The following is an 18,136-nucleotide window of genomic DNA, read 5'->3' as shown; positions in this document are numbered from 1 at the left end:
ATCGACGCCGTACCACCGCTCGAGTACTTCACGCCGTCGCCCACCTCCAGCTTCACACGACGAACGCGCGTTCGCAGCGTGCGCGCCAGGCTTCGGCTCCACTGGCGACCCTTGGCGGAACATCCCGCGAATCCAGGGCCCGAGCCGGTCCCGTACAGGGACGCGAGCCATCCGCGCGCGGACGGGGCCACGCTCCCACACGCCACAGAGTGCTCGACTTCGTTTCACGGCGGGGGAGTTGGCTTGACAAGCGGGCGGGTGCTGCAGCATCGAGGTCGAGCGTGCTGCGATGCTGCTGCGCACGGAACGGGAGTCATCCGTTCGCCGGTTTCCCAACGCGCGTGCGTGCGGCAGGCGCGGGCGCGGTCCCGGCGGCTCGGAAGGCGAGGCGCACAGCAGGGTCCCGTGCGTCGAGGGTACCGATCGAGCGGCCACGCGCCGACAGGGAGCCACCGACTTACGCGCGTGCCCCGCGTACGACGACCCGGACCGGGCCGTCGTGGACCGTGGACATCGCTCCTCGGTTCGCGACATCACACCGACGGCAGCGGGAGATGCCGTCGGAATGTATTTCGAGGCGTCGGCCCGCCTGGCCTCTGTCAGAATAGTGGTGGCTCCGCATCCCCCGTCGGAGCGACGACTCGACGCCGGGCAGCCACCCCCGGGGGCTGCCCGGCGTCGCCATGCCCGGACGGAGGTGAATGAGTGACGGATCACGGCGTGGAATCGCGCCGGGAGCGTTGGTCCCGATTCGAAAGATGGCAGGTCGCGCTCGGATTGAGCGGGTTACTGGTGGCGATCGTCGCCTGTGTAGGGACGTTCATGCAGTAGCCGCACGGGCCCGGACGTTTCGGCCGCTCACATCGTGAGCCCGGCCGATGTCCGGACGGCCGGGCTCACCGATTGCATCGCGAGGGCCTGACCCGGTGGCACCCGGGTCGGGCCCTTGGCCATGGGTCGACCCCGCGGCCCCGCGGCGACACCGCACAGGCTACCCGGCCCGCGCCTGAGAGCCGCATTCGCGCCTTCTTCGGCACCCGCCACGTGGAAACCCCTTCCGGGTACGTGCTGCGCCAACGGGGAATGGATCACCGGTGTCGTCGCCGTTCCGGACGGCGGCCCGCATCCCGCACGGTGGTCCACGACGTCGACCCGACCGAAGCGCGGGAAGAGGCGCGCACCCACGCCGCCGGACTGCACCACCGACATGTCGCCTGCCTCGGCCCCCGATGCCTTCGCGGCCTCGAGCGCCGGCGGTCGACCAGTACGTCGCGTCCTACCTGAGCGGGGCGGATTCAGAGAGGCCGAACGGCAAGGTGAGGGCATGTTCCAGAAGGGTTGCCGCGGCCGCGCGGGCGTGCCGGCCGTAGTCCGCCTGGTTCAGCACCATGGCACGGCTCGCCGCTCCGTCCGCGAGGGTCACCAACTGCTCGGCGAGTGCGACGGGTTCGCGGCAGCCCAGTTCCGCCACCAGATCGGTGACCAACTGCACCATCCGGAGCTTCTGTTCGCGGGCGTAGGCGTGAATCGGATGGCTCGGGTCGGGGAACTCCGCCGCCGCGTCGATGAACGGGCACCCGCGCACCGCGGACGTGTCCGTGATCGGCTGATCGAACAGGTGGTGGATCCGTTCGCGAGGACTGAGGTCCTCACGGGTCAACACGGTCTCCATGGTGTTCCCCGACGAGACGAGCGCCTGCAGGTGGGCAATCGCCAGCTCGTCCCTGGAGCGGAAATGGGCGTAGAGCGTGCGCTTGGACACCGGCGCCTCCCCGGCGATCTGCTCCATGCCGGTAGCGGAGATCCCCTGTTCCGCGAACAGCCGGGCGGCGGCGGCCAGGATGCGCTCCCTCGCCCCGCGACCCGGTCGTCTCGTCGTGTCACTCGTCACATCCATGAGGAAAGCATACGGTCGCGTTTACTTTGCTCCGCGCGTGGGACTACGGTCGACTCGAAGGAAACGCTTACGTTTACCTTGATTCTCCCGGAGGAGTCCCATGACCCGGACCGACCGCACCGAACTGAGCAGCTACGCGGAGAAGTTGATCCGCAGCCGACGCGCCACGCGCGCCTTTCGGTCCGAGCCTGTGCCCGAGGAGACGATGCGCGCGATCTTCTCGCTGGCCGGCGCGGCACCGTCCAACTCCAACGCCCAGCCGTGGCGGGTGGAGGTCGTCAGCGGCGCACCGCGCGACCGCCTGGCGGCGTCCCTTCGGATGGCTCACGCCGCGCGACGCACATCGGTCGACTTTCCGTACGACGACGACATCTACTCGCCGGTACAGCAGGAGCGACGGGCCGCCTTCGGCAGCCGGCTCTACGGGACCCTGGGCATCGACCAAGACGACCACGCGGCCCGCACGGCCTATGACGCCGAGAGCCTGAACTTCTACGGCGCACCGCACGTCGCGTTCCTTTTCGTCGCCGAACAGGACAACGCACGGCTGGCCGGCGACGTCGGCGCCTACATGCAGACGCTTCTGCTGGCGATGACCGCGTACGGCGTGGCGAGCTGCCCGCAGGGGCTACTGAGCTTCTACGCCGACGACGTACGCACCGAACTCGGCGCCGCCGCGGGGAAACTGCTCGTCGGGATCTCGTTCGGATACGCCGACGACTCCGCACCGGTGAACCACATCGACACCGGACGTGCCGCGCTGGGGGAGACCACGACATTCCACGACTGACAGTGCTTGCCAGGAGTTGGCTCCAGCCTCGTCTGCGCGGTAACGGGATTCGGACCGTGTCCTACGGGGCGAGGCGGACGTTGGACCGCCATGGCCTCGTCGGCGTCTCCGTACACCCCGGCGCTTTCACCAGGAACCGCCGCCAGTCGATGTAGCGTCGATGCGCAGTGTAGCCGGCACACGTTCCAGGCCGGGTCATCCGGAGTCAAGGGCTTTCCCGTGGGTGGTGGGGTCCCGGTGCGCCGCCGGTCGGCTGCCAACTGGCCCATACGGCCCGCCGTATGGCGCGCCACACCGTCGGGTTCGGTCCGCAGCGAGTGCAGGCTTCCTAGGCATCGCGTGCATCCGGAAGGTTCGTGCTGGTGGGTGCTCCGCAGCGGTCGTAGTGTCCCGACTGCCTGACACTCCCCACGACAACGGAGGACGGACGGGCACGGGAACGCTCATGCCGAGGAAGACCGTGCGTGGCCGCCTGGTCCGCTCCCTTGCACTGCTTGGTGCCACCCGAACTCGGTCCGGTGCTGGACGCGTTCGCCGGGGTCCCGGCCATCGCCTCCGACGCGGACATGCTCGCGGCCGCCAAGGGCGTGTTGCCCGCCTACATCGCCGGCTACTGGGACGACGCCGAACGGTGGGCTCCCTTCCGGGACGGGCTGCGCGCGACGTACATCTCCGGGCCGGACGAGCACGGAGCCCCCGACGTCGTCGACGACCACGCCGCCCTGGCCGGCCTGACCGTGCCCACGCTGGTGATCGCCGGGCGGTTCGACGTCGTGTGCGGGGTACGGTGGGCCGAGGATCTCCACAACCTGATCCCGGCGTCGCGGCTGCTGGTACTGGAGCGGAGCGGGCACTTCGGGCATCTTGAGGAACCCGGGCTGTTCGCCGGGGAGGTCCGCGCGTTCGCGACTGTCGGGGAGGGGCGATGACGGAGCGCGAAAGCGAGGCAGCACTGGTCGGACGCGAGGCGGACAGCGCGCGCCTGGGCGCCTTCCTGGCACACGTCCCGCATTCCGGTGGCGCCCTGGTGCTGCTCGGGGACCCGGGCATCGGCAAGACGGCGCTGCTCGCGGCGCTCGCACGCGACGCCGAAGCAGCGGGAATGCGGGTGCTGCACACGGTGGGCGTGCAGTACCGAGCCCGGACGGGCTACGGCGCGCTGCGCCAATTGCTCGCGGCGTCCCCCGAAGCGTGGTCGCATGCGCCGGTGGTACCCGTGCCCGCCGCCGCCCCGGACCTCGAACGGGTTGCCGCGCCCGGACCCGATGCGGTCGCCGACGCCGTGGTGTCCCTGGTCGTCCCACTGTCGCGGGACCGGCCCACCCTGCTGGTCCTGGACGACGCGCAATGGCTGGACCCGGCGAGCGCCGTGGTCCTCGGGCAGGTCGCGCGCCGGCTCACCGGCACCCGTGCGGCCATGGTGGCGTCGGTTCGGCTGGGACACGAGTCCTTCTTCGACCACAGCGGCCTTCCGGCGCACGAACTGCGCCCGCTCAGCGAGGCGGCGTCCGACGAACTGCTCCGGCTGCGCTTCCCGTCCCTGGCTCCACGCGTACGCCGACGGCTGATGGCCGACGCCGAGGGCAACCCGCTCGCCCTGCTGGAACTCCCGGCCGCCCTCACCGACTCCCAGCGGGCCGCCGCCCAGCCCCTGCCCGTGCGCATCCCGCTGACCCAACGTCTTCAAGCGACGTTCGCGTCCCGGATCACCGCGCTCCCCGCAGCCACCCGACACCTCCTCCTGGTCGCGGCACTGGAAGGCACCGGAAACCTGCTGGTCGTGCGCCGGGCGGTCGCAGGACGCTGCCACCTCAAGCACCTGGCGCCCGCCGAGCGCGCCCGCCTCGTCCACGTCGACGACGCGACCGGACGCCTCGCCTTCGGGCACTCGCTCATCCGCTCGGTCGTGGTCGACCTGTCCACCAGCCACCAGAGGCGCGGCGTGCACCGCGCGCTCGCCGACGCGTGGACCGGCGTCCCCGAACAGCGCGCCTGGCACCTCGCGCAGGCCGCGGAGGAACCCGACGCACACGTCGCCGACCTGCTCGAGGAGGCCGCGAACATCAGCGCCCGCCGCGGCGACGGCCCCAACGCCATTGCCGCGCTCCTGCGTTCCGCCGGCCTCAGCCCGGCCGCGCCACAGCGGGCACGGCGGCCGGCCAAGGCGGCCTACCTCGGCGCCAACCTCACCGGCGACCTGCGCGACGTCCCGCGCCTGCTGGACGACGCCCGCCACGCCGCCCCGGGCCACGACTCGCTCGCCGCCGCCATCGCGGCATCGGCGTACCTGCTCAACGGCTCCGGCGACATCGACACCGCGCACCGCCTGCTCGTCGGCGCCATCGACCTGCAACCCGAGCCGTACGACCCGACCGACGCCACTCTCGCCGAGGCGATGCACACCCTGCTGCTGATGTGCTTCTTCGGCGGCCGCCCCGAGCTGTGGGCCGGCTTCGACGCCGCTGCCGCTGCCGCCAAGTACACCGCCGTCCCCGCACTCCTGGCGACCACACGCGGCACATTCGCCGACCCCGCCCGCACGTCCCCCGCGGACCTGGCCCGGCTCGACACGGCGATCGCGGAACTCGCCCACCACACCGACCCGTTGCACATCGTCCGCGTCGCCATCGCCGGCGCCTACCTGGACCGGCTGGACGGCTGTGCCGAGGCGCTGCGCCGCGTCGCACTCGCCGGACGCCGCGGCGAGAACATCACCGCCGCCATCGACGCGCTGTTCCTCCTCGGCAACCACGCCTGGCACACCGGGCAGTGGCCGGAGCTGCGCCGGATCGCCCGCGAGGCCCTGGACCTGTGCGACCGGTACGACTACTCGATGTTGGCCTGCCCGGGGCACTTCCTGCTCGCCTGCACCGCAGCGGCGTGCGGCGACCACGCGGCGCTGCAGGACCTGACCGACCGGATGGAACTGTGGTCGGTACCCCGCCGCGCCGAAAGCGTCCGGTCCTACATCCTGCACGCCAAAGCCCTGTATGCCCTCGGGCACGGCGATTTCGAGGACGCCTACCAGCTCGCGAAGATGATCGCCCCGCCCGGCGAACTGCCTCCGTGCGTCCCGCACGCACTGTGGACCCTCCTCGACCTCGCGGAGGCCGCCGCCCGAACCGGCAGACGCGACCAGGCCCGCGCCCATGTCAGGGCGGCCGAGGAGGCCGGCCTGGACAGCTCCTCGCCCCGGCTGCGCATGGTGCTCCTGGCTGCCGCCGGGCTGGGCACCGAGGACGACGAGGCCGCCGAGGCTTTGTTCCGCCAAGCGCTCGCCGTCGAGAACGCCGAACGCCGGCCCTTCGAGCACGCATCCGTCTGTACCGGGGCGAGCGGCTGCGGCGCGGCCGCTCCCCGGTCCAGGCCCGCGCGCAACTGCGGGGAGCGGTCGGAGCGTTCGAACGCCTCGGCGCGGCCCCGTGGGTCGAGCGCGCCAACCACGAACTGCGCGCCTGCGGCGAACCGGTGCGCGCCCCGGCCGGTCCCGACGCAGCCGCACTGACGCCGCAGCAGCGGGAAGTCGCGAGCCTGGCGGCCGCAGGACTGACGAACAAGCAGATCGGCGAGAAGTTGTTCCTCTCGCCCCGCACCGTCTCCACCCACCTGCACCAAGTGTTCCCGAAGCTCGGCGTGACCTCCCGCGCGGCATTGCGAGACGCCCTGGAACGTCTGCCGGACGGGTGATTTCCCGGATCTACGTCACATGACGGAAGCCTGGGGAACGCGCTCGTTCCCAGTGTTCCGACACGGGCCGCGGTTGCCGGCCCGAAGGACACCGGGAGGAATGATGAGCGACAACGCAGCGCGCGGAGACGTCGTGCCGGTCCACGGCGGTTTCGTGGACGGCTCCGGCTGGCAGGGGGTGTACGAGGCGCTCAAGGACGACGGCCACAACGTCGCCGTCGTGCGAAACCCCACCCTCTCGCTCGAGGGCGACGTGACCGCCACCCGGACGGTCATCGACGCGATGCCGGGCCCGGTCACCCTGGTCGGCCACTCGTACGGCGGCGTCGTGGTGACCGAGGCGGGCAACCACGACAAGGTCGCCCGGCTCGTCTACATCGCCGCGTTCGCGCCCGACAAGGGCGAGTCGGTGAACACGTTGATCGCCGGCCCGCCGCCCGGCGCCGCTCCGTCACAGCCACCCATCGGGCGGCCGCAACAACTAAGGCTCGAAGGGGAGTTCACGACGGGGCCGCGCCGTGACGCCTCGCATCGCTCATCCGCGCACACCCTTCCGGGTCCGATGCGGGTGGCACGCAGGCGATTACGACGGTGTCGACAGTGACGTCGCGGTACCGGCTGGACGCCCTGAGCGCCTGCCCGCATGCGAAACGCGACCGTGGTCCGTCACGTGGACGCACTCCGCCCACCGCGCCGTGATCGTGGGGCGTATGCGATTCCGGCGTGGGAACAGCCGCTGCCGATACCCGCCCGAGAAGCCGTTGGGGACGGGACGGTTGTCGACGCCGCGGGTCGATCGCCACGGCCGGATCCCGGTCCGCACCAACCGCGACTCGGTGCGATCCGGCTGAGCACGTACTTCCGGTCCAGCCGGCTCGGTCGCCGCGGCGTGGCAATGGGCCTCAAGAGTCGAGTACGGCGGCTACGGCCTCGATCTCGACGAGCTGGTCCTTGTAGCCGAGCACGGTGACGCCCATCAAGGTACTGGGGACGTCATGGTCAGCGAACGAGTCCCGGACTACCTCCCAGGCAGCCACCAAATCCTCCCGCCGGGCCGATGCGACGAGAACCCTGGTACTGATGACGTCCTGGAGCGACGCGCCGGAGGCGGTGAGAGCAGCCTGCATGTTCTCGACTGCCTTCAACGCCTGACCCGCGTAGTCCCCGATCGCTGCCGTCGAGCCGTCGTCGTTGAGGGGACACGCCCCTGCGAGGAAGATCAGGCGGGAGTCGGCGGGAGCCGTGGCCGCATAGGCATACTCGGCGATGTCGGACAGGGAGGCGGAGCGGATCAGCGTGATGGCACGAGCCACGGTCGTCGGGTCCTTTCCCATCGGGAGTTGAGCGCGGACATCCTGTCAACAACCCGTTGGCACCCGCCTTCCATTTTTCTCGCCACCCCCTCGGCAACGCCGTCGTTTCCGGTCGACACTCGTGGACCGGGTGATCACCAAATGACTCCGGAATCGAGTGAGTCGAGGATCGCCGCGAGGGGCTCGCCCCACGTTGCCCGGCGTCGCAACTCGCGCCGACCCGGCGGTTGATGTCGTGCCCGCGGCGAAATCGTGGGCCGGCCGGCCGTTCGCGACCTCGCCTCCGGATCGTCTCCGCAGCCCACAGACTGTCGGTCTCGACCATGTACTGGCTAGTGCTCGGTCGACCGGTGGGAGAGTGCGGCCATGGAGATTGCCAACCGCACGCTGACGGTGGACGTGATCGCGGCATTGACGTACTGGCCCGACGTCATCCGGGGAGGTCACAAGAACCCTCCGGACCCGGTGGATCTCACCGTTCTGCCCCCTTTCTTCAACGAGGTGTTGCAGGACCTTCCCTGGTGGAACCGCGACTGGAAGGTCGGCCACGTCGAGCCGGGTCTTCCCCTGGAGATCGAGAGTGATCACCACGGTCACCCTTCAAGCTTCACCGAGGTGTCGGTGCCGGGCACGGTCGGTTCCGGCGGTGGGGAGAGCCTGCCTTTTGTCGCCAAGGTCGGGTTTGCGGGTGACCGACTGGTCCGATTCCAGGCCAAGATCGGCGACGTGGTCCTCGGTCCTGCCGCTGCCCCCGCCGGGCGGCTGGAGCCACATCCGTTCGCAAGGGTGCTCACCGGGCTGATGGACCTGCGCGGGATTCCGGTCGGGGTGATGGCGAGGGAAACCGCACGATCGATGTCCACCATCCACATGCTTCGCAACGGAAGGCACAACCCGGAGCCGTCTCTCACCTGGGAGATTGCCAGGGCCCTGGGCCTGTCCGAAGCGGACGTCAGCGTCATCGCCGGCCTTGACGACGGCAACACGATGTAGCCGACAGGCGGCGGCGTCACGATGCGGAGTCGGTGCCGCGGCGAGCGACCCCTGGAACCCACATTCGATGCCTGTTGTTGCCGGGGCCCGCAACGCTCGGCGACCCCCCGCGCCCGCGGGCGGTGGCGTTCGATTACTCGGTGGGTCTGTGCCCGCGCCGTTCCGGTTCATCTCGGCGGTGAGGGGGGTCCGATGGGGCGACCTGCCCAGAGCCGGGAGGCTCGCCGCGCACATCGCAGGTGAGGTACTCGGCGACCCGCAGCTCGGTATCCGGCAGCGCTTGGTCGGGTTCACTCGGTGACGGCGATAGAGCCCGGGAAAAAATTTCCGGTGGACATGGAGAGATCCTGCTTCGCCGGTCCACGTCCCCTCCGAACGGGCCGCTTTCGGCGGCCCCTCGCCGAAGGGACGGCCGATGAACGAACAACTACGGCGGAGGCGTCGCGCACCGCGCTCCGCTTGCCTGTGGGCGGCAGTGATGGCCATGCTCCTCGCCCTGATGACGACGGCGGGCGCACTCCCCGCCTCCGCGGCAGACCAGCCGCTCTGGCCCACCGCCGGCTATCTCGGGAGCCCAGGCTCCAGCGCGGTCGCGGAAGTGGAGAACTCGTCGATGGCATCCGGCGCCGGGGTGCGGCTCTGGCCCTTCCACGGTGGGCAGAACCAGCGTTGGCAGTTCCTCCCACGCCCCTCGAACCGCTACACGTGGCAGATCATGGCCTCGCACAGCCGCATGTGCATGGACGTCGAGGGCGGCAGCCGCGCCCCAGGCGCGCGCGTCCGGCAGACCCCGTGTCACAACGGCTCCAGCCAGGCATGGGAGCCGTTCGTGGTCCGCCACGACGGCTGGGGCCGGCCCCTGTACCGCCTCGTCAACGGCAACAGCCACCTGTGCCTCGAAGCCGCCGGCACGCTCCCGGAAGGCGCGTCTGTGCACCAGGCGCCGTGCGCCGCCAAGAGCGCCCAGGAGTGGTCGATGACCCGCCCGGTGAGCAACCCGCTGAGCGGCAGGGTCATGGACGTGTGGTTCGCGTCCACCGACTCCGCGGTGCCGGTCTGGCTGTGGGACTTCGTGGCCGGCCCCCACCAGGAGTGGTACGCCCACACCCTGCCCGACGGCTACGCCTCCCAGTTGGTGGCCACCCACTCCCGCAAGTGCCTCGACCTCGAAGGCGGTTCGACGGCACCAGGTGCCACGCTCGTCCAGCAGCCGTGCGACACCCGCCGCGCCGGCCAGCGCTGGGTCGTCGAGGTCACCTCCTGGGACATCCACCGCTACGCGATCCACCGCATCCGCAACACCACCGCCAACCGTTGTCTGACGGCACCCACCATCGGCAACGGGACACGCCTGGTCATCCTCGACTGCAACGGCGCGGCGAGCCAGGAGTGGCGGATGTAGCCCCCACCGGGCCCGGCGTCGCGCACCCGGCGCGGGGGCTCGCACAGGCCCTGGCCGCCCATTCGGCGCCTCGCATGGTCGGTGGGCGGGGAGATCCCGCCCGCCGACCATGATTCTTCGTTGTCCCACGTCTCGGCCGGACCCCGCCGCCGTTCGGGCCGGTGGCGGGGTCGAGGTTCTCTTCCGCGTCGTCCAGGGCCAGGGGCCGGGCGAGGGTCGGGGGTGGTTCGGGGTCGGCGTCCGAGGTGGGACGGCGAGGCTTCCGACGGGCCCCGATCGAACGGGGTGGCTTCGCGCGGCGCGCTCCAAGCCTTCGGGCGGGTGGTCACCCCGGCATGGTGGTGCCGCCGTTGATCCGCAGTACCTGGCCGGTGATGAAAGCGGCGGCGGGGGAGGCCAGGTAGCAGATGGCCCATGCCACGTCGTCGGGTTCCCCGATGCGGCGCAGCGCCGCGGCTTCGATGTTGCGGTCGTGGGGGATGCCCGCGGTCATGGGTGTGTCGATGACGCCGGGGGCGACGGCGTTGACGCGGATGCCCTCGGGGCCGACCTCGATGGCGAGGGTTTTGGTGAGTTGGGCGACGGCGGCTTTGGACATGGCGTAGCAGGCGACGTTGGGGCGCAGGGTGTCGATGGCGCTGGAGGCGACGTTGATGATGCTGCCGCCGCGTTGGGTGGTCATGACGCGGGCGGCGGCTCGGCAGCCGAAGAAGACGCCCTTGAGGTTGACGGCGAGTACGCGGTCCAGGTCGGCTTCGTCGGTGTCGAGGACGCGGCGGGCGTGCGAGATGCCGGCGACGTTGACCATGACGTCCAGGCGGCCGTGGCGCGCGGCCGTGCCGTCGACGAGGGCGTCGACGGAATCGGCGGCAGTGACGTCGATCGCGTGGGAGCGGGCCCGACCGGAGCCGTGTGCGGCGCAGATCGCGTGGGCGGTCTCCGCAGCTCCGCGGGTGTCGAGGTCGGCGCATGTCACCGTGGCGCCCGCGTCGGCGAGACGCACCGCGGTTGCGCGGCCGATGCCGCTCGCGGCGCCGGTGACCAGGGCGACGTGTCCGGTGAGGTCGTGGGCGGGGTTCATGCGGTGTCCTCCTCGCCGGCTGCGCCGTCGGGCGCCGTCGCGCCGAGGTCGCCGAGGGCTCGGCGGGAGGCGTCGGCGGCGGACCGGTAGATGCCGCGGCCCATGAAGGAGGGTTCGATGGTGAAACGGGCCGTGAACGCGTCCGCGGCGGCCTGGTGCGCGCCGGTGTTGTCCGGCGCGGCGAGTACCGCCAACTCGGCCAGGTGGCAGGCCAGTTGCAGATCGCTGTCCAGGAGTTGCCGAGCGCGGGCCGCCAGGATGTCCGCTCCGCCCGCGAGTTCCGCGATCGCGGCGGCGATGTGTTCGCGCGGGGCGGGCAGCAGGTCGGCGGCGTAGCCGTTCCACCAGCCGCCGTACTGCCGGACCACGTTGGCCGCGATGAACTCCGGCCGGTCGTGCAGGGGTTGCAGGTACGGTCGACGGACCAGGTGCTCGGGTATGCGCAGGCCGTCCAGGATGGCGTCCGGGCGTAGTCCCGCGTTGAGTCCGGCGAGGGTGTGCCCGACGATGTGGCGCAGGAGGTCGGCGGCGTGTCCCAGGCGCTCCCGGATCGTGTCGGCCCCGAGCAGCGGCATCGAGTGGCCGGGGATCAGGGCGTCGGCGTCGAGGGCGGCGATGCGGTCGAAGGCGTCGGCCCATTCCTCGGCGTAGCGTTGGACCTTCTGCGGGTTGCCGGCGTTGGGGCAGACGCCGTTCCACAGGTCGCCGACGCACACGACTCGGCGGCCGGGGATCCATACCCATGTCGCGTCGTCGGTCTCGCCGCGGGCGTGGTGCAGATGGAGGTCCTCGCCGCCGACGCGCAGGGTCAGGGCGTCGTCGTACAGCGTGTCCGGCCAGATGACGTCGGAGTCCTCGCGCGGCCACCAGGTGCGCGACCCGCCGGAGTGGCGGGCATTGAGCGTGGTGTTGAACTCGGCGGTGCGCACGTACCGACGGAACCGGTCCAGCGTCGCTCGGTGTGCCACCACGCGCGGGCGAGGGTTCCCGTGCTCGGCCGCCTCGGCGAGGAGCGGGCCGTGGCCGAACGCGTGGTCGATGTGCGCGTGGCTGTAGACGACGGTGTGCAGCGGGGCGTCGGTGACGGTGCGGATCAGCCGCAACAGCTCCGGCCCGTCGTGGCGCATACCGGTGTCGACCACCACCAAGCCGGCGTCGGTCTCGACCACCGCGCTGTTGACCACGCCCGCGGTGACCTGCCAGGTGCGCGGCGCCACTTCGATGGCACGGCCCTTCGGCTCGGACCACACGTCGTAGAGCCTGCCCATGGTGGACGTCGGTGTGCGGTGGCCGCCGCGCGGCGGCGGCTCGGTTGTCGGATCGGATTGCATGGACGCTTCCTTTCCATTACCTGTTTCCATCACCTGATGGAAACAGGTGATGGTCTAGCATGTCCGTCGGACGTCGGCAAGCACGTCAGAGCGGGAGCGACATCGATGACCAGGCAGAAGCGGGCGGACCGACCCGACTCCACGGCGGGAGTGGCCGGGCCCTCCGAGCCGTCCGAGGCGGCCCCCGACAGGACCGCCACCCGGGAGCGGCTGATCGAGGCCGCGGAGCACGCCATCGCCGCCGCCGGGGTCGAGGCGGCCTCGATGCGCGCGATCAACGCCCGGGCCGGCGTCAACGTCGCCGCCGCGCACTACCACTTCGGGTCGAAGTTGACCCTGGTCGAAGCGGTGCTCGCACACCGCATGACAGCGCTCGCGGCGCGGCGCGACCGCCACCTCGCGGCGCTGGACTCCGCCGCCGGAACGCCGCCGCTGCACGCGGTCGTGGAGGCGTTCGTCCGCCCGCTCGAAGAGGTCCGCAGCCAGGAGAGCTGGGGTCCGACGTACTTGAGATTCCTCGCCGCCCTGGCGCGTGCCACCGAGCCCTGGCGCGGCCTGCTCGCCCGGCAGGCCGCTCTGCACCGTGCCGCCTTCGACGCCGAGCTCGGCCGCGCGCTGGCCGATCTGCCCGTCCCGCTGCGGCGCGTCCGCTTCGGCTGGGTCGCCCTCACCGTCGTGACCGCCCTCGCCGACAGCCCCGAGGAAACCACCGCCGAGACTGCGGACGCGTTGATCGCCTACGCCGTCGGCGCGCTCGGCGCCCCGACCGGGCCCCGCGTGGAGTTGTGATCGATGCGCTCGACGGCCGGCGTGCCGTACCCCGCCCGCCGCGCCGCGTTGGTGGACCTGGTCGCCGACCGTCCCCTGGGCCCGCCGCGGGCCCTGTGCCCCTTGTTCGGCGAGGGGGCTCGGCCGGCTGCGGGCTGACGCGGGCCCGGGCGATGGTGTCGGGGTTTCACCCGGTTGGGCGCGTGCGGGTCGTTGCGGGTGGGGCAGGCATGGTGGCGCGCCGTTCCTCCTGTTCCCGACCGGGGAGGGATGGCGTGTGGTGGGTGGGCGTCTCCTTCCGGCGGGGGAGGAGGCGCCCGACCGCACCCGGGAGGCGCCCGTGCCCGGTGTCGCGTCTCGCGGGTTGGTCAGGGTTCGTGGCCGCGGAGTTGTGAGACGTTGCCGGCGGAGGTGATCACGGCGAACAGGTGGCCGTCGTCCGGGGCTCTCCCCGTCCGGGGCTCTCCTCGTCCGGGTACAGGGTGTCCTCGGTGCCCTCGGGCAGGGTGGCCCGTCGTCGACGACCGCGGTTCAGGCCACCGGCATGCCGTTGCGGGGTCCGGCGGGTCGAACGGGACGACGGTGACCTCGGCGCCGGTGCTGTCGGCGAGTTCGAGGCAGGCGTGTGCTCCGGGCCTGTCCACCGTCGATTCTGCGACGGCCGCACCCGTCCCGTGCGTCGGCGTTCGGTCGGGTCGAGGCGCGCTCGTTGGCCGGCCAGGGCGTGTCTGGGGGATTCTGGTGTCGCTCGCGTGCCTGGTGCGTCGTATCGCAGGGTGCGGGGCCGAGGTTCGTGCTCTCGGTCGTATTCGCGGGGTCCGGTAACGCCGCGAGGTGACGTGCCGGGTGCCGTGAGTGGTGCCGTGAGTGGTGCGAAGGTCCCCCGGACGCGTCCTGGCGCGATGCGGCGCCGCGTCCGGCCTGGGTGGCCGGACGCGGCGCCGTGTGCGTGGGTATGTGCGTGTGCGTGCCGGTCAGGAGATGGTGCGCCCGAGGAAGTCGCGGATCAGGGCCGCGATCTCCGGGGTGTGGGTGGCGAGCGCGAAGTGTCCGGCGTCGAGGAGGTGGATCTCCGCGTCGGGCAGGTCGCGGGCGAACGCGCGGGCCCCGTCCGGGCCGAAGATCTCGTCGCCCGCGCCCCACGCGACCAGCGTCGGCGGCCGGTGGGTGCGGAAGTACTCCTGGAAGGCCGGGTAGCCGTCCAGGTTGAACTGGTAGTCCCAGAACAGCTGCAGTTGGATCTCCTTGTTGCCGGGTCGGTCCAGGTACGCCTGGTCCAGGACCCAGGCGTCCGGTGCCACCCGGGCCAGGCGGTCCGCCGGGATGCCGTGCGTGTGCTGCCACTTGGTGGCCTCGGCGGTCAGCAGCTCGCGCACTGCGGGCTCGTGCGTCTCGCGGTCCTTGGCGTGCGCGAAGAGCACGTCCCAGAACGGGGTGAAGCCCTCCAGATAGGCGTTGCCGCTCTGGCTGACCAGCGCGGTGATCCGCTCGGGGTGCGCGGCGGCGATCCGCAGGCCGATGGGGGCGCCGTAGTCCTGGATGTACAGCGCGAACCGGTCCAGGCCGAGGTGGTCGACGAGCTTGAGGGTGACCTCGGTCAACTTGTCGAAGCTGTACGGGAAGGCGTCCACGGCCGGCGCGTCCGACTGTCCGAAACCGATGTGGTCGGGGGCCACCAGGTGGTACGCGTCGGCGAGTTCGCCGATCAGGTCGCGGTACATCGCGGAACTGGACGGGAAGCCGTGCAGCAGGAGCAGCGTGGGGTTCGCCGGGTCGCCGGCCTCGCGGTAGAAGACGTTCAGTCCGTCGATCTCCACGGTGGCGTGGCGGATGGCGCGGTCGGCGGCGGTGGGGGTGGCGGGGGTTGCGGGGGTGGTCACGGCGTTCATGGGGATCGTCCCTTTCCGGGTCACGAAGTGGATGCGGAGGATGCGAGGGATGCGGTTGAAGCGGTGGTGCGCGCGGCGGTACGCGCCGCGCTCTCGGCAGTCGAGGTCAGGACGGCGGCGAGCAGGCTGAGCCCGACGCCGGCCGCGAAATAGGCGCGGTAGCCGCCGGTGGCCGCATGTCCGGCGGCGGCCAGGGCGAGGCCGAGTCCGGCCGAGCCCTGGTGGACCATCCAGGCGGGGGCGAGCGTGCGGCCCAGGCGTGCCGGGTCGAGGCCGCGGGTGACGACCGCCATGGTCAGCGGGATCACCGTGAACGACGCCGCACCGAACAGCACGGCGGCGACGACGAGCAGCCGCGGGTCGGGAGCCGCCGCCGCGAGCACGAGGGAAGCGGCGCGCAGCACGTGCATGACGGGCAGCAGGCGTTCGGGCGCGGTGTGGCCGACAAGGCGCGCGGTCACCGCGGACGACACCGCGGCAGCGGCGGCGGCCACCGCGACCAGGCTGCCGCCGGCCGCGGCCGACCAGCCCAGTTCGACGGCGTGCTTGGGGAGCAGCAGGACCATCGCGTACAAGGTCGCGGCATGCAGCCCGAACGCGGCGAGGATGCGCCCGCGGCCGCGCAGCGATTGCCGCTTCGGCTTCGGTAGGCCCGGCCCCGCTTGCCCGGTCGCGGGGGAAGCGCCGGAAGCCCCGGAAGCGCCGGAAGCACCTGGCACGGCTGCGGCCTGACGGTCCGTCGGGACCGCCGCCGCGAGCACCGCGGTGGCGGCGAGCCCCGCCGCTCCGATCGCCACGTACGTACCGCGCGTCCCCAACGGTCCGAACAGCCCGGCCGCCGCCCACGGGACGACCAGTTGCCCGAGGTTGATGCCGATCGCGGCGCGGGCCAACGCCGGTGCCGCACGGTCGCCTTCGGCCCGGGCGATCAGGGTGCTGACGGCGAGGCTGGAGGAACCCGCGAAGCCGAGGCCGCCGAGAACCACGTACGCCGCCACGAACTGCCCGGCGCCGCGCGCCGCGCCGAGCGCCAGGTAGCTCGCCGACAGCAGCAGGAGCGCCGCGACGATCACCCGCTTCGCGCCGAGCCGGTCGAGCAGGACGCCGACCAGCGGCTGGGCGGCGCCGGTGACCGCCGTGGACACCGCCGCCGCGACCGCGAGTGTCCCGGCGCCGATGCCGTAGTCCTCCGCGACCGGTGCGAAGAACACCCCGGCGGAGAAGTTGAGGCCGAACGACACGGTCATGGCTGCCAGCCCTGCTCCGGTACTGCCGATGCGCGGCACTGCGGCCACCCCCCTCATTTCTAACGTCTAGCGCGATGCCTAGACATTAGATTGCGAGAATCTAACCTGTCAACACCCATTCATCGGTTAGATTGGTCGGCATGGATATCAGGCCGCTGACCGGCGAACCCCTGGCGCTTGACCTCGTGAACACCCGCCTGCCGCTACACGGCGCCCTGCACGACCACCTGGACGACCCGGCCCTGCTGCGGGTCTGGCTGGCCGAACACGCCTTGGACGGACACCCCGACACCACGCCCGACACCACGTCCGAGACGGTCCTCGACGCGGTGCGCGACGCACTCGTCGCCACCCGGGAGGCGATCCGCGCCGCGCTGGAGGAAGGGGCGTACCAGGACCTGGACGCGGTCCTCGCGCGCGGGACGGTCCGCCTCGGACTCGGCGCGCAGGGCCCGACCGAGCAGGTGGACGTCGTCGACCCGGCATGGCGGCCGGCCTGGGAAGTGGCGCGCGCCTACCTGGAGTTGCTCCGCACCGCGGATCCGGAGCGGATCAGGCGCTGCGCGAACCCGGAGTGCACGCTCTGGTTCGCGGACGTGTCGAAGAACGGGCGGCGGCGGTGGTGCTCGATGGCCGAGTGCGGCAACCGGGCCAAGGCCCGAGCGCACTACGCCCGGAGCCGGTGACCGCGACCGATCCGGGCACCCGAAGACGGCCCGGACGGCGCCGGGATGCGGCGGCCGGAGGTGACGTCGGCCGGAGGTGACGTCGGCCGGTAGGAGCGGAGCCAGGCCAGGACGGCCAGGGCAGCCTTCTTGAGGGCGTCGCGGTCCTCGACCCCGGCGGCGCCGGCTTCCTCACGGGCGGTGAGCAGGGTTCACATGGCGCTCGTCCGCGCCGCCCGGGCGTGCTCCAGCGCCCCGGTGTCGTCGGTGGCCGCGACCCGTGGGCATTCGAGGTGGGCGTGTTCGAACGCGGGCCGGTGGTCGAGCAGGGGCTGGGGAACGCTCGGGCAAGGCCTCGGACGTGCGTTCGGTAGTGCGTACGGCGCCCCGTTCGTCGGCGCGACGGTACGGCTTCCCGGGCCAGGCCTCCGGGCGCCACCACGTTGGCATCCACGCCGTGGGGACCGGTCGAACTCCGCGACGACGTGGAGGAGTTCGTCGCGGAACGTCTCGGGAAGCCGGACGGAGTCCGGATCGTCGACGACACGGGCTTCGTCAAGATGGCGTAACGTCCGCCGGCGTCGGACGTCAATACACCGGCACGTCCGGAAAGATCGACAACTGCCGGACAGGCGTGTTCGCCGTGTACGCCTCCCGCCGGGGACGGGCGTTGATCGACCGTGAGCTCTACCTGCCCAAATCCTGGACGGGCGACCGGGATCGGTGCGAGGCGGCGCGGATCCCGCCGAGAGAACCTTCGCGACCGAACCCGAGATCGCCCGCGTCATGCTCGCGCGGACCCTGGCCGCCGGGATGCCGGTGGGGTGGGCCGCGGCCGACGAGGCGTTCGGGCAGGACTTCGGGTCCGTCGATTGCAGGTGGGCTTGGTCCACCCCCATGCGCCGGCGGGCTCCGCCGACGGTGTCAGCCGGCGATCTCGTCGAGCAGTGCCGCGAGTTCCGTGGGTCGCGAGAACATCGGCCAGTGGCCGGTGGGCAGGGCGTGTGTGTCGATGGACTCGGCCTTGGCGAGTTCGGCGAAGAAGGGGTGCTCGGCCGCGATCATGGCCTGGA

The 18,136-nt window shown here is 71.7% G+C and carries 16 protein-coding genes and 1 pseudogene; 11 read left to right on the top strand and 6 right to left on the bottom strand.

Annotated elements, in window-relative coordinates:
• Positions 1 to 1,276: 1,276 nt before the first annotated feature.
• Positions 1,277 to 1,897, bottom strand: a complete 621-nt coding sequence (locus ACWCPW_RS40250) for a TetR/AcrR family transcriptional regulator (protein ID WP_449766567.1) — start codon at positions 1,895 to 1,897, stop codon at positions 1,277 to 1,279.
• Between the two features lie 100 nt (positions 1,898 to 1,997).
• Between ACWCPW_RS40250 and ACWCPW_RS40245 the strand changes: the two genes are divergently transcribed.
• From ACWCPW_RS40245 to ACWCPW_RS40225, 5 genes are all read left to right on the top strand, one after another.
• The gene (locus tag ACWCPW_RS40245; protein ID WP_449766566.1) at positions 1,998 to 2,687 is read left to right on the top strand and encodes a nitroreductase; all 690 of its coding nucleotides are present in this window, start codon (positions 1,998 to 2,000) and stop codon (positions 2,685 to 2,687) included.
• A 464-nt stretch (positions 2,688 to 3,151) separates the two neighbouring features.
• Complete coding sequence (locus ACWCPW_RS40240; protein WP_449766565.1) at positions 3,152 to 3,616, top strand: alpha/beta fold hydrolase; 465 nt, start codon at positions 3,152 to 3,154, stop codon at positions 3,614 to 3,616.
• The gene (locus ACWCPW_RS40235) at positions 3,613 to 6,192 is read left to right on the top strand and encodes an AAA family ATPase (RefSeq protein ID WP_449766564.1); all 2,580 of its coding nucleotides are present in this window, start codon (positions 3,613 to 3,615) and stop codon (positions 6,190 to 6,192) included. Before ACWCPW_RS40240 ends, ACWCPW_RS40235 begins: the two co-directional genes overlap by 4 nt.
• Positions 6,156 to 6,374 (top strand): helix-turn-helix domain-containing protein, encoded by a 219-nt coding sequence (locus ACWCPW_RS40230; protein WP_449766563.1) that lies wholly within the window; start codon positions 6,156 to 6,158, stop codon positions 6,372 to 6,374. The genes ACWCPW_RS40235 and ACWCPW_RS40230 overlap by 37 nt, the downstream gene beginning before the upstream one ends.
• Positions 6,375 to 6,477: 103 nt before the next feature.
• Positions 6,478 to 6,978 (top strand): esterase/lipase family protein, encoded by a 501-nt coding sequence (locus tag ACWCPW_RS40225; RefSeq protein ID WP_449766562.1) that lies wholly within the window; start codon positions 6,478 to 6,480, stop codon positions 6,976 to 6,978.
• 298 nt (positions 6,979 to 7,276) lie between these two features.
• On the opposite strand, the gene ACWCPW_RS40220 is transcribed toward ACWCPW_RS40225, so the two are convergent.
• The gene (locus ACWCPW_RS40220; protein WP_030721195.1) at positions 7,277 to 7,687 is read right to left on the bottom strand and encodes a RidA family protein; all 411 of its coding nucleotides are present in this window, start codon (positions 7,685 to 7,687) and stop codon (positions 7,277 to 7,279) included.
• 366 nt (positions 7,688 to 8,053) lie between these two features.
• Here ACWCPW_RS40220 and ACWCPW_RS40215 point away from each other — a divergent pair, with 366 nt between their 5' ends.
• Together ACWCPW_RS40215 and ACWCPW_RS40210 are read left to right on the top strand one after the other, a co-directional pair.
• Positions 8,054 to 8,680 (top strand): XRE family transcriptional regulator, encoded by a 627-nt coding sequence (locus ACWCPW_RS40215; protein ID WP_449766561.1) that lies wholly within the window; start codon positions 8,054 to 8,056, stop codon positions 8,678 to 8,680.
• A 478-nt stretch (positions 8,681 to 9,158) separates the two neighbouring features.
• Positions 9,159 to 10,082 carry an RICIN domain-containing protein gene (locus ACWCPW_RS40210; RefSeq protein WP_449766560.1) on the top strand — a complete coding sequence of 308 codons (924 nt, stop codon included), beginning with the start codon at positions 9,159 to 9,161 and terminating at the stop codon, positions 10,080 to 10,082.
• A 325-nt stretch (positions 10,083 to 10,407) separates the two neighbouring features.
• Here the strand turns inward: ACWCPW_RS40210 and ACWCPW_RS40205 are convergent, their stop codons facing one another.
• Complete coding sequence (locus ACWCPW_RS40205; RefSeq protein ID WP_449766559.1) at positions 10,408 to 11,163, bottom strand: SDR family NAD(P)-dependent oxidoreductase; 756 nt, start codon at positions 11,161 to 11,163, stop codon at positions 10,408 to 10,410.
• Complete coding sequence (locus ACWCPW_RS40200; protein WP_449766558.1) at positions 11,160 to 12,494, bottom strand: alkyl sulfatase dimerization domain-containing protein; 1,335 nt, start codon at positions 12,492 to 12,494, stop codon at positions 11,160 to 11,162. The genes ACWCPW_RS40205 and ACWCPW_RS40200 overlap by 4 nt, the downstream gene beginning before the upstream one ends.
• 105 nt (positions 12,495 to 12,599) lie before the next feature.
• On the opposite strand from ACWCPW_RS40200, the gene ACWCPW_RS40195 reads away from it, so the two are divergent.
• Positions 12,600 to 13,283, top strand: coding sequence for a TetR/AcrR family transcriptional regulator (locus ACWCPW_RS40195; RefSeq protein ID WP_449766557.1), 684 nt, complete (start codon positions 12,600 to 12,602; stop codon positions 13,281 to 13,283).
• Between the two features lie 3 nt (positions 13,284 to 13,286).
• Entirely contained in the window at positions 13,287 to 13,421 is a 135-nt protein-coding gene (locus tag ACWCPW_RS40190; RefSeq protein WP_449766556.1) for a hypothetical protein, read from the top strand.
• Positions 13,422 to 14,236: 815 nt separating this feature from the next.
• On the opposite strand, the gene ACWCPW_RS40185 is transcribed toward ACWCPW_RS40190, so the two are convergent.
• Together ACWCPW_RS40185 and ACWCPW_RS40180 are read right to left on the bottom strand one after the other, a co-directional pair.
• A complete protein-coding gene (locus tag ACWCPW_RS40185) occupies positions 14,237 to 15,151 on the bottom strand; it encodes an alpha/beta fold hydrolase (RefSeq protein ID WP_449766555.1) in 915 nt (304 codons plus the stop codon).
• Positions 15,152 to 15,171: 20 nt separating this feature from the next.
• Positions 15,172 to 16,398 (bottom strand): MFS transporter, encoded by a 1,227-nt coding sequence (locus tag ACWCPW_RS40180; protein WP_449766554.1) that lies wholly within the window; start codon positions 16,396 to 16,398, stop codon positions 15,172 to 15,174.
• A 140-nt stretch (positions 16,399 to 16,538) separates the two neighbouring features.
• Between ACWCPW_RS40180 and ACWCPW_RS40175 the strand changes: the two genes are divergently transcribed.
• On the top strand, positions 16,539 to 17,084 hold the full coding sequence (locus tag ACWCPW_RS40175) for a CGNR zinc finger domain-containing protein (RefSeq protein WP_449766553.1): 546 nt from the start codon (positions 16,539 to 16,541) through the stop codon (positions 17,082 to 17,084).
• Between the two features lie 437 nt (positions 17,085 to 17,521).
• Positions 17,522 to 17,918, top strand: a pseudogene (locus tag ACWCPW_RS40170) (IS701 family transposase); the annotation flags it as partial.
• Positions 17,919 to 18,136 lie beyond the last annotated feature (218 nt).

It is taken from the genome of Embleya sp. NPDC001921 (assembly GCF_053594475.1).
This window is presented reverse-complemented; position numbering and strand designations above follow the sequence as displayed.

Coding starts and splice junctions, on each gene's coding strand:
- ACWCPW_RS40180 (WP_449766554.1), bottom strand. CDS start 16,398: ATGACCGTGTCGTTCGGCCTCAACTTCTCCGCCGGGGTGTTCTTCGCA.
- ACWCPW_RS40225 (WP_449766562.1), top strand. CDS start 6,478: ATGAGCGACAACGCAGCGCGCGGAGACGTCGTGCCGGTCCACGGCGGT.
- ACWCPW_RS40250 (WP_449766567.1), bottom strand. CDS start 1,897: ATGGATGTGACGAGTGACACGACGAGACGACCGGGTCGCGGGGCGAGG.
- ACWCPW_RS40185 (WP_449766555.1), bottom strand. CDS start 15,151: ATGAACGCCGTGACCACCCCCGCAACCCCCGCCACCCCCACCGCCGCC.
- ACWCPW_RS40215 (WP_449766561.1), top strand. CDS start 8,054: ATGGAGATTGCCAACCGCACGCTGACGGTGGACGTGATCGCGGCATTG.
- ACWCPW_RS40200 (WP_449766558.1), bottom strand. CDS start 12,494: ATGCAATCCGATCCGACAACCGAGCCGCCGCCGCGCGGCGGCCACCGC.
- ACWCPW_RS40235 (WP_449766564.1), top strand. CDS start 3,613: ATGACGGAGCGCGAAAGCGAGGCAGCACTGGTCGGACGCGAGGCGGAC.
- ACWCPW_RS40195 (WP_449766557.1), top strand. CDS start 12,600: ATGACCAGGCAGAAGCGGGCGGACCGACCCGACTCCACGGCGGGAGTG.
- ACWCPW_RS40175 (WP_449766553.1), top strand. CDS start 16,539: ATGGATATCAGGCCGCTGACCGGCGAACCCCTGGCGCTTGACCTCGTG.
- ACWCPW_RS40245 (WP_449766566.1), top strand. CDS start 1,998: ATGACCCGGACCGACCGCACCGAACTGAGCAGCTACGCGGAGAAGTTG.
- ACWCPW_RS40190 (WP_449766556.1), top strand. CDS start 13,287: ATGCGCTCGACGGCCGGCGTGCCGTACCCCGCCCGCCGCGCCGCGTTG.
- ACWCPW_RS40205 (WP_449766559.1), bottom strand. CDS start 11,163: ATGAACCCCGCCCACGACCTCACCGGACACGTCGCCCTGGTCACCGGC.
- ACWCPW_RS40210 (WP_449766560.1), top strand. CDS start 9,159: ATGGCCATGCTCCTCGCCCTGATGACGACGGCGGGCGCACTCCCCGCC.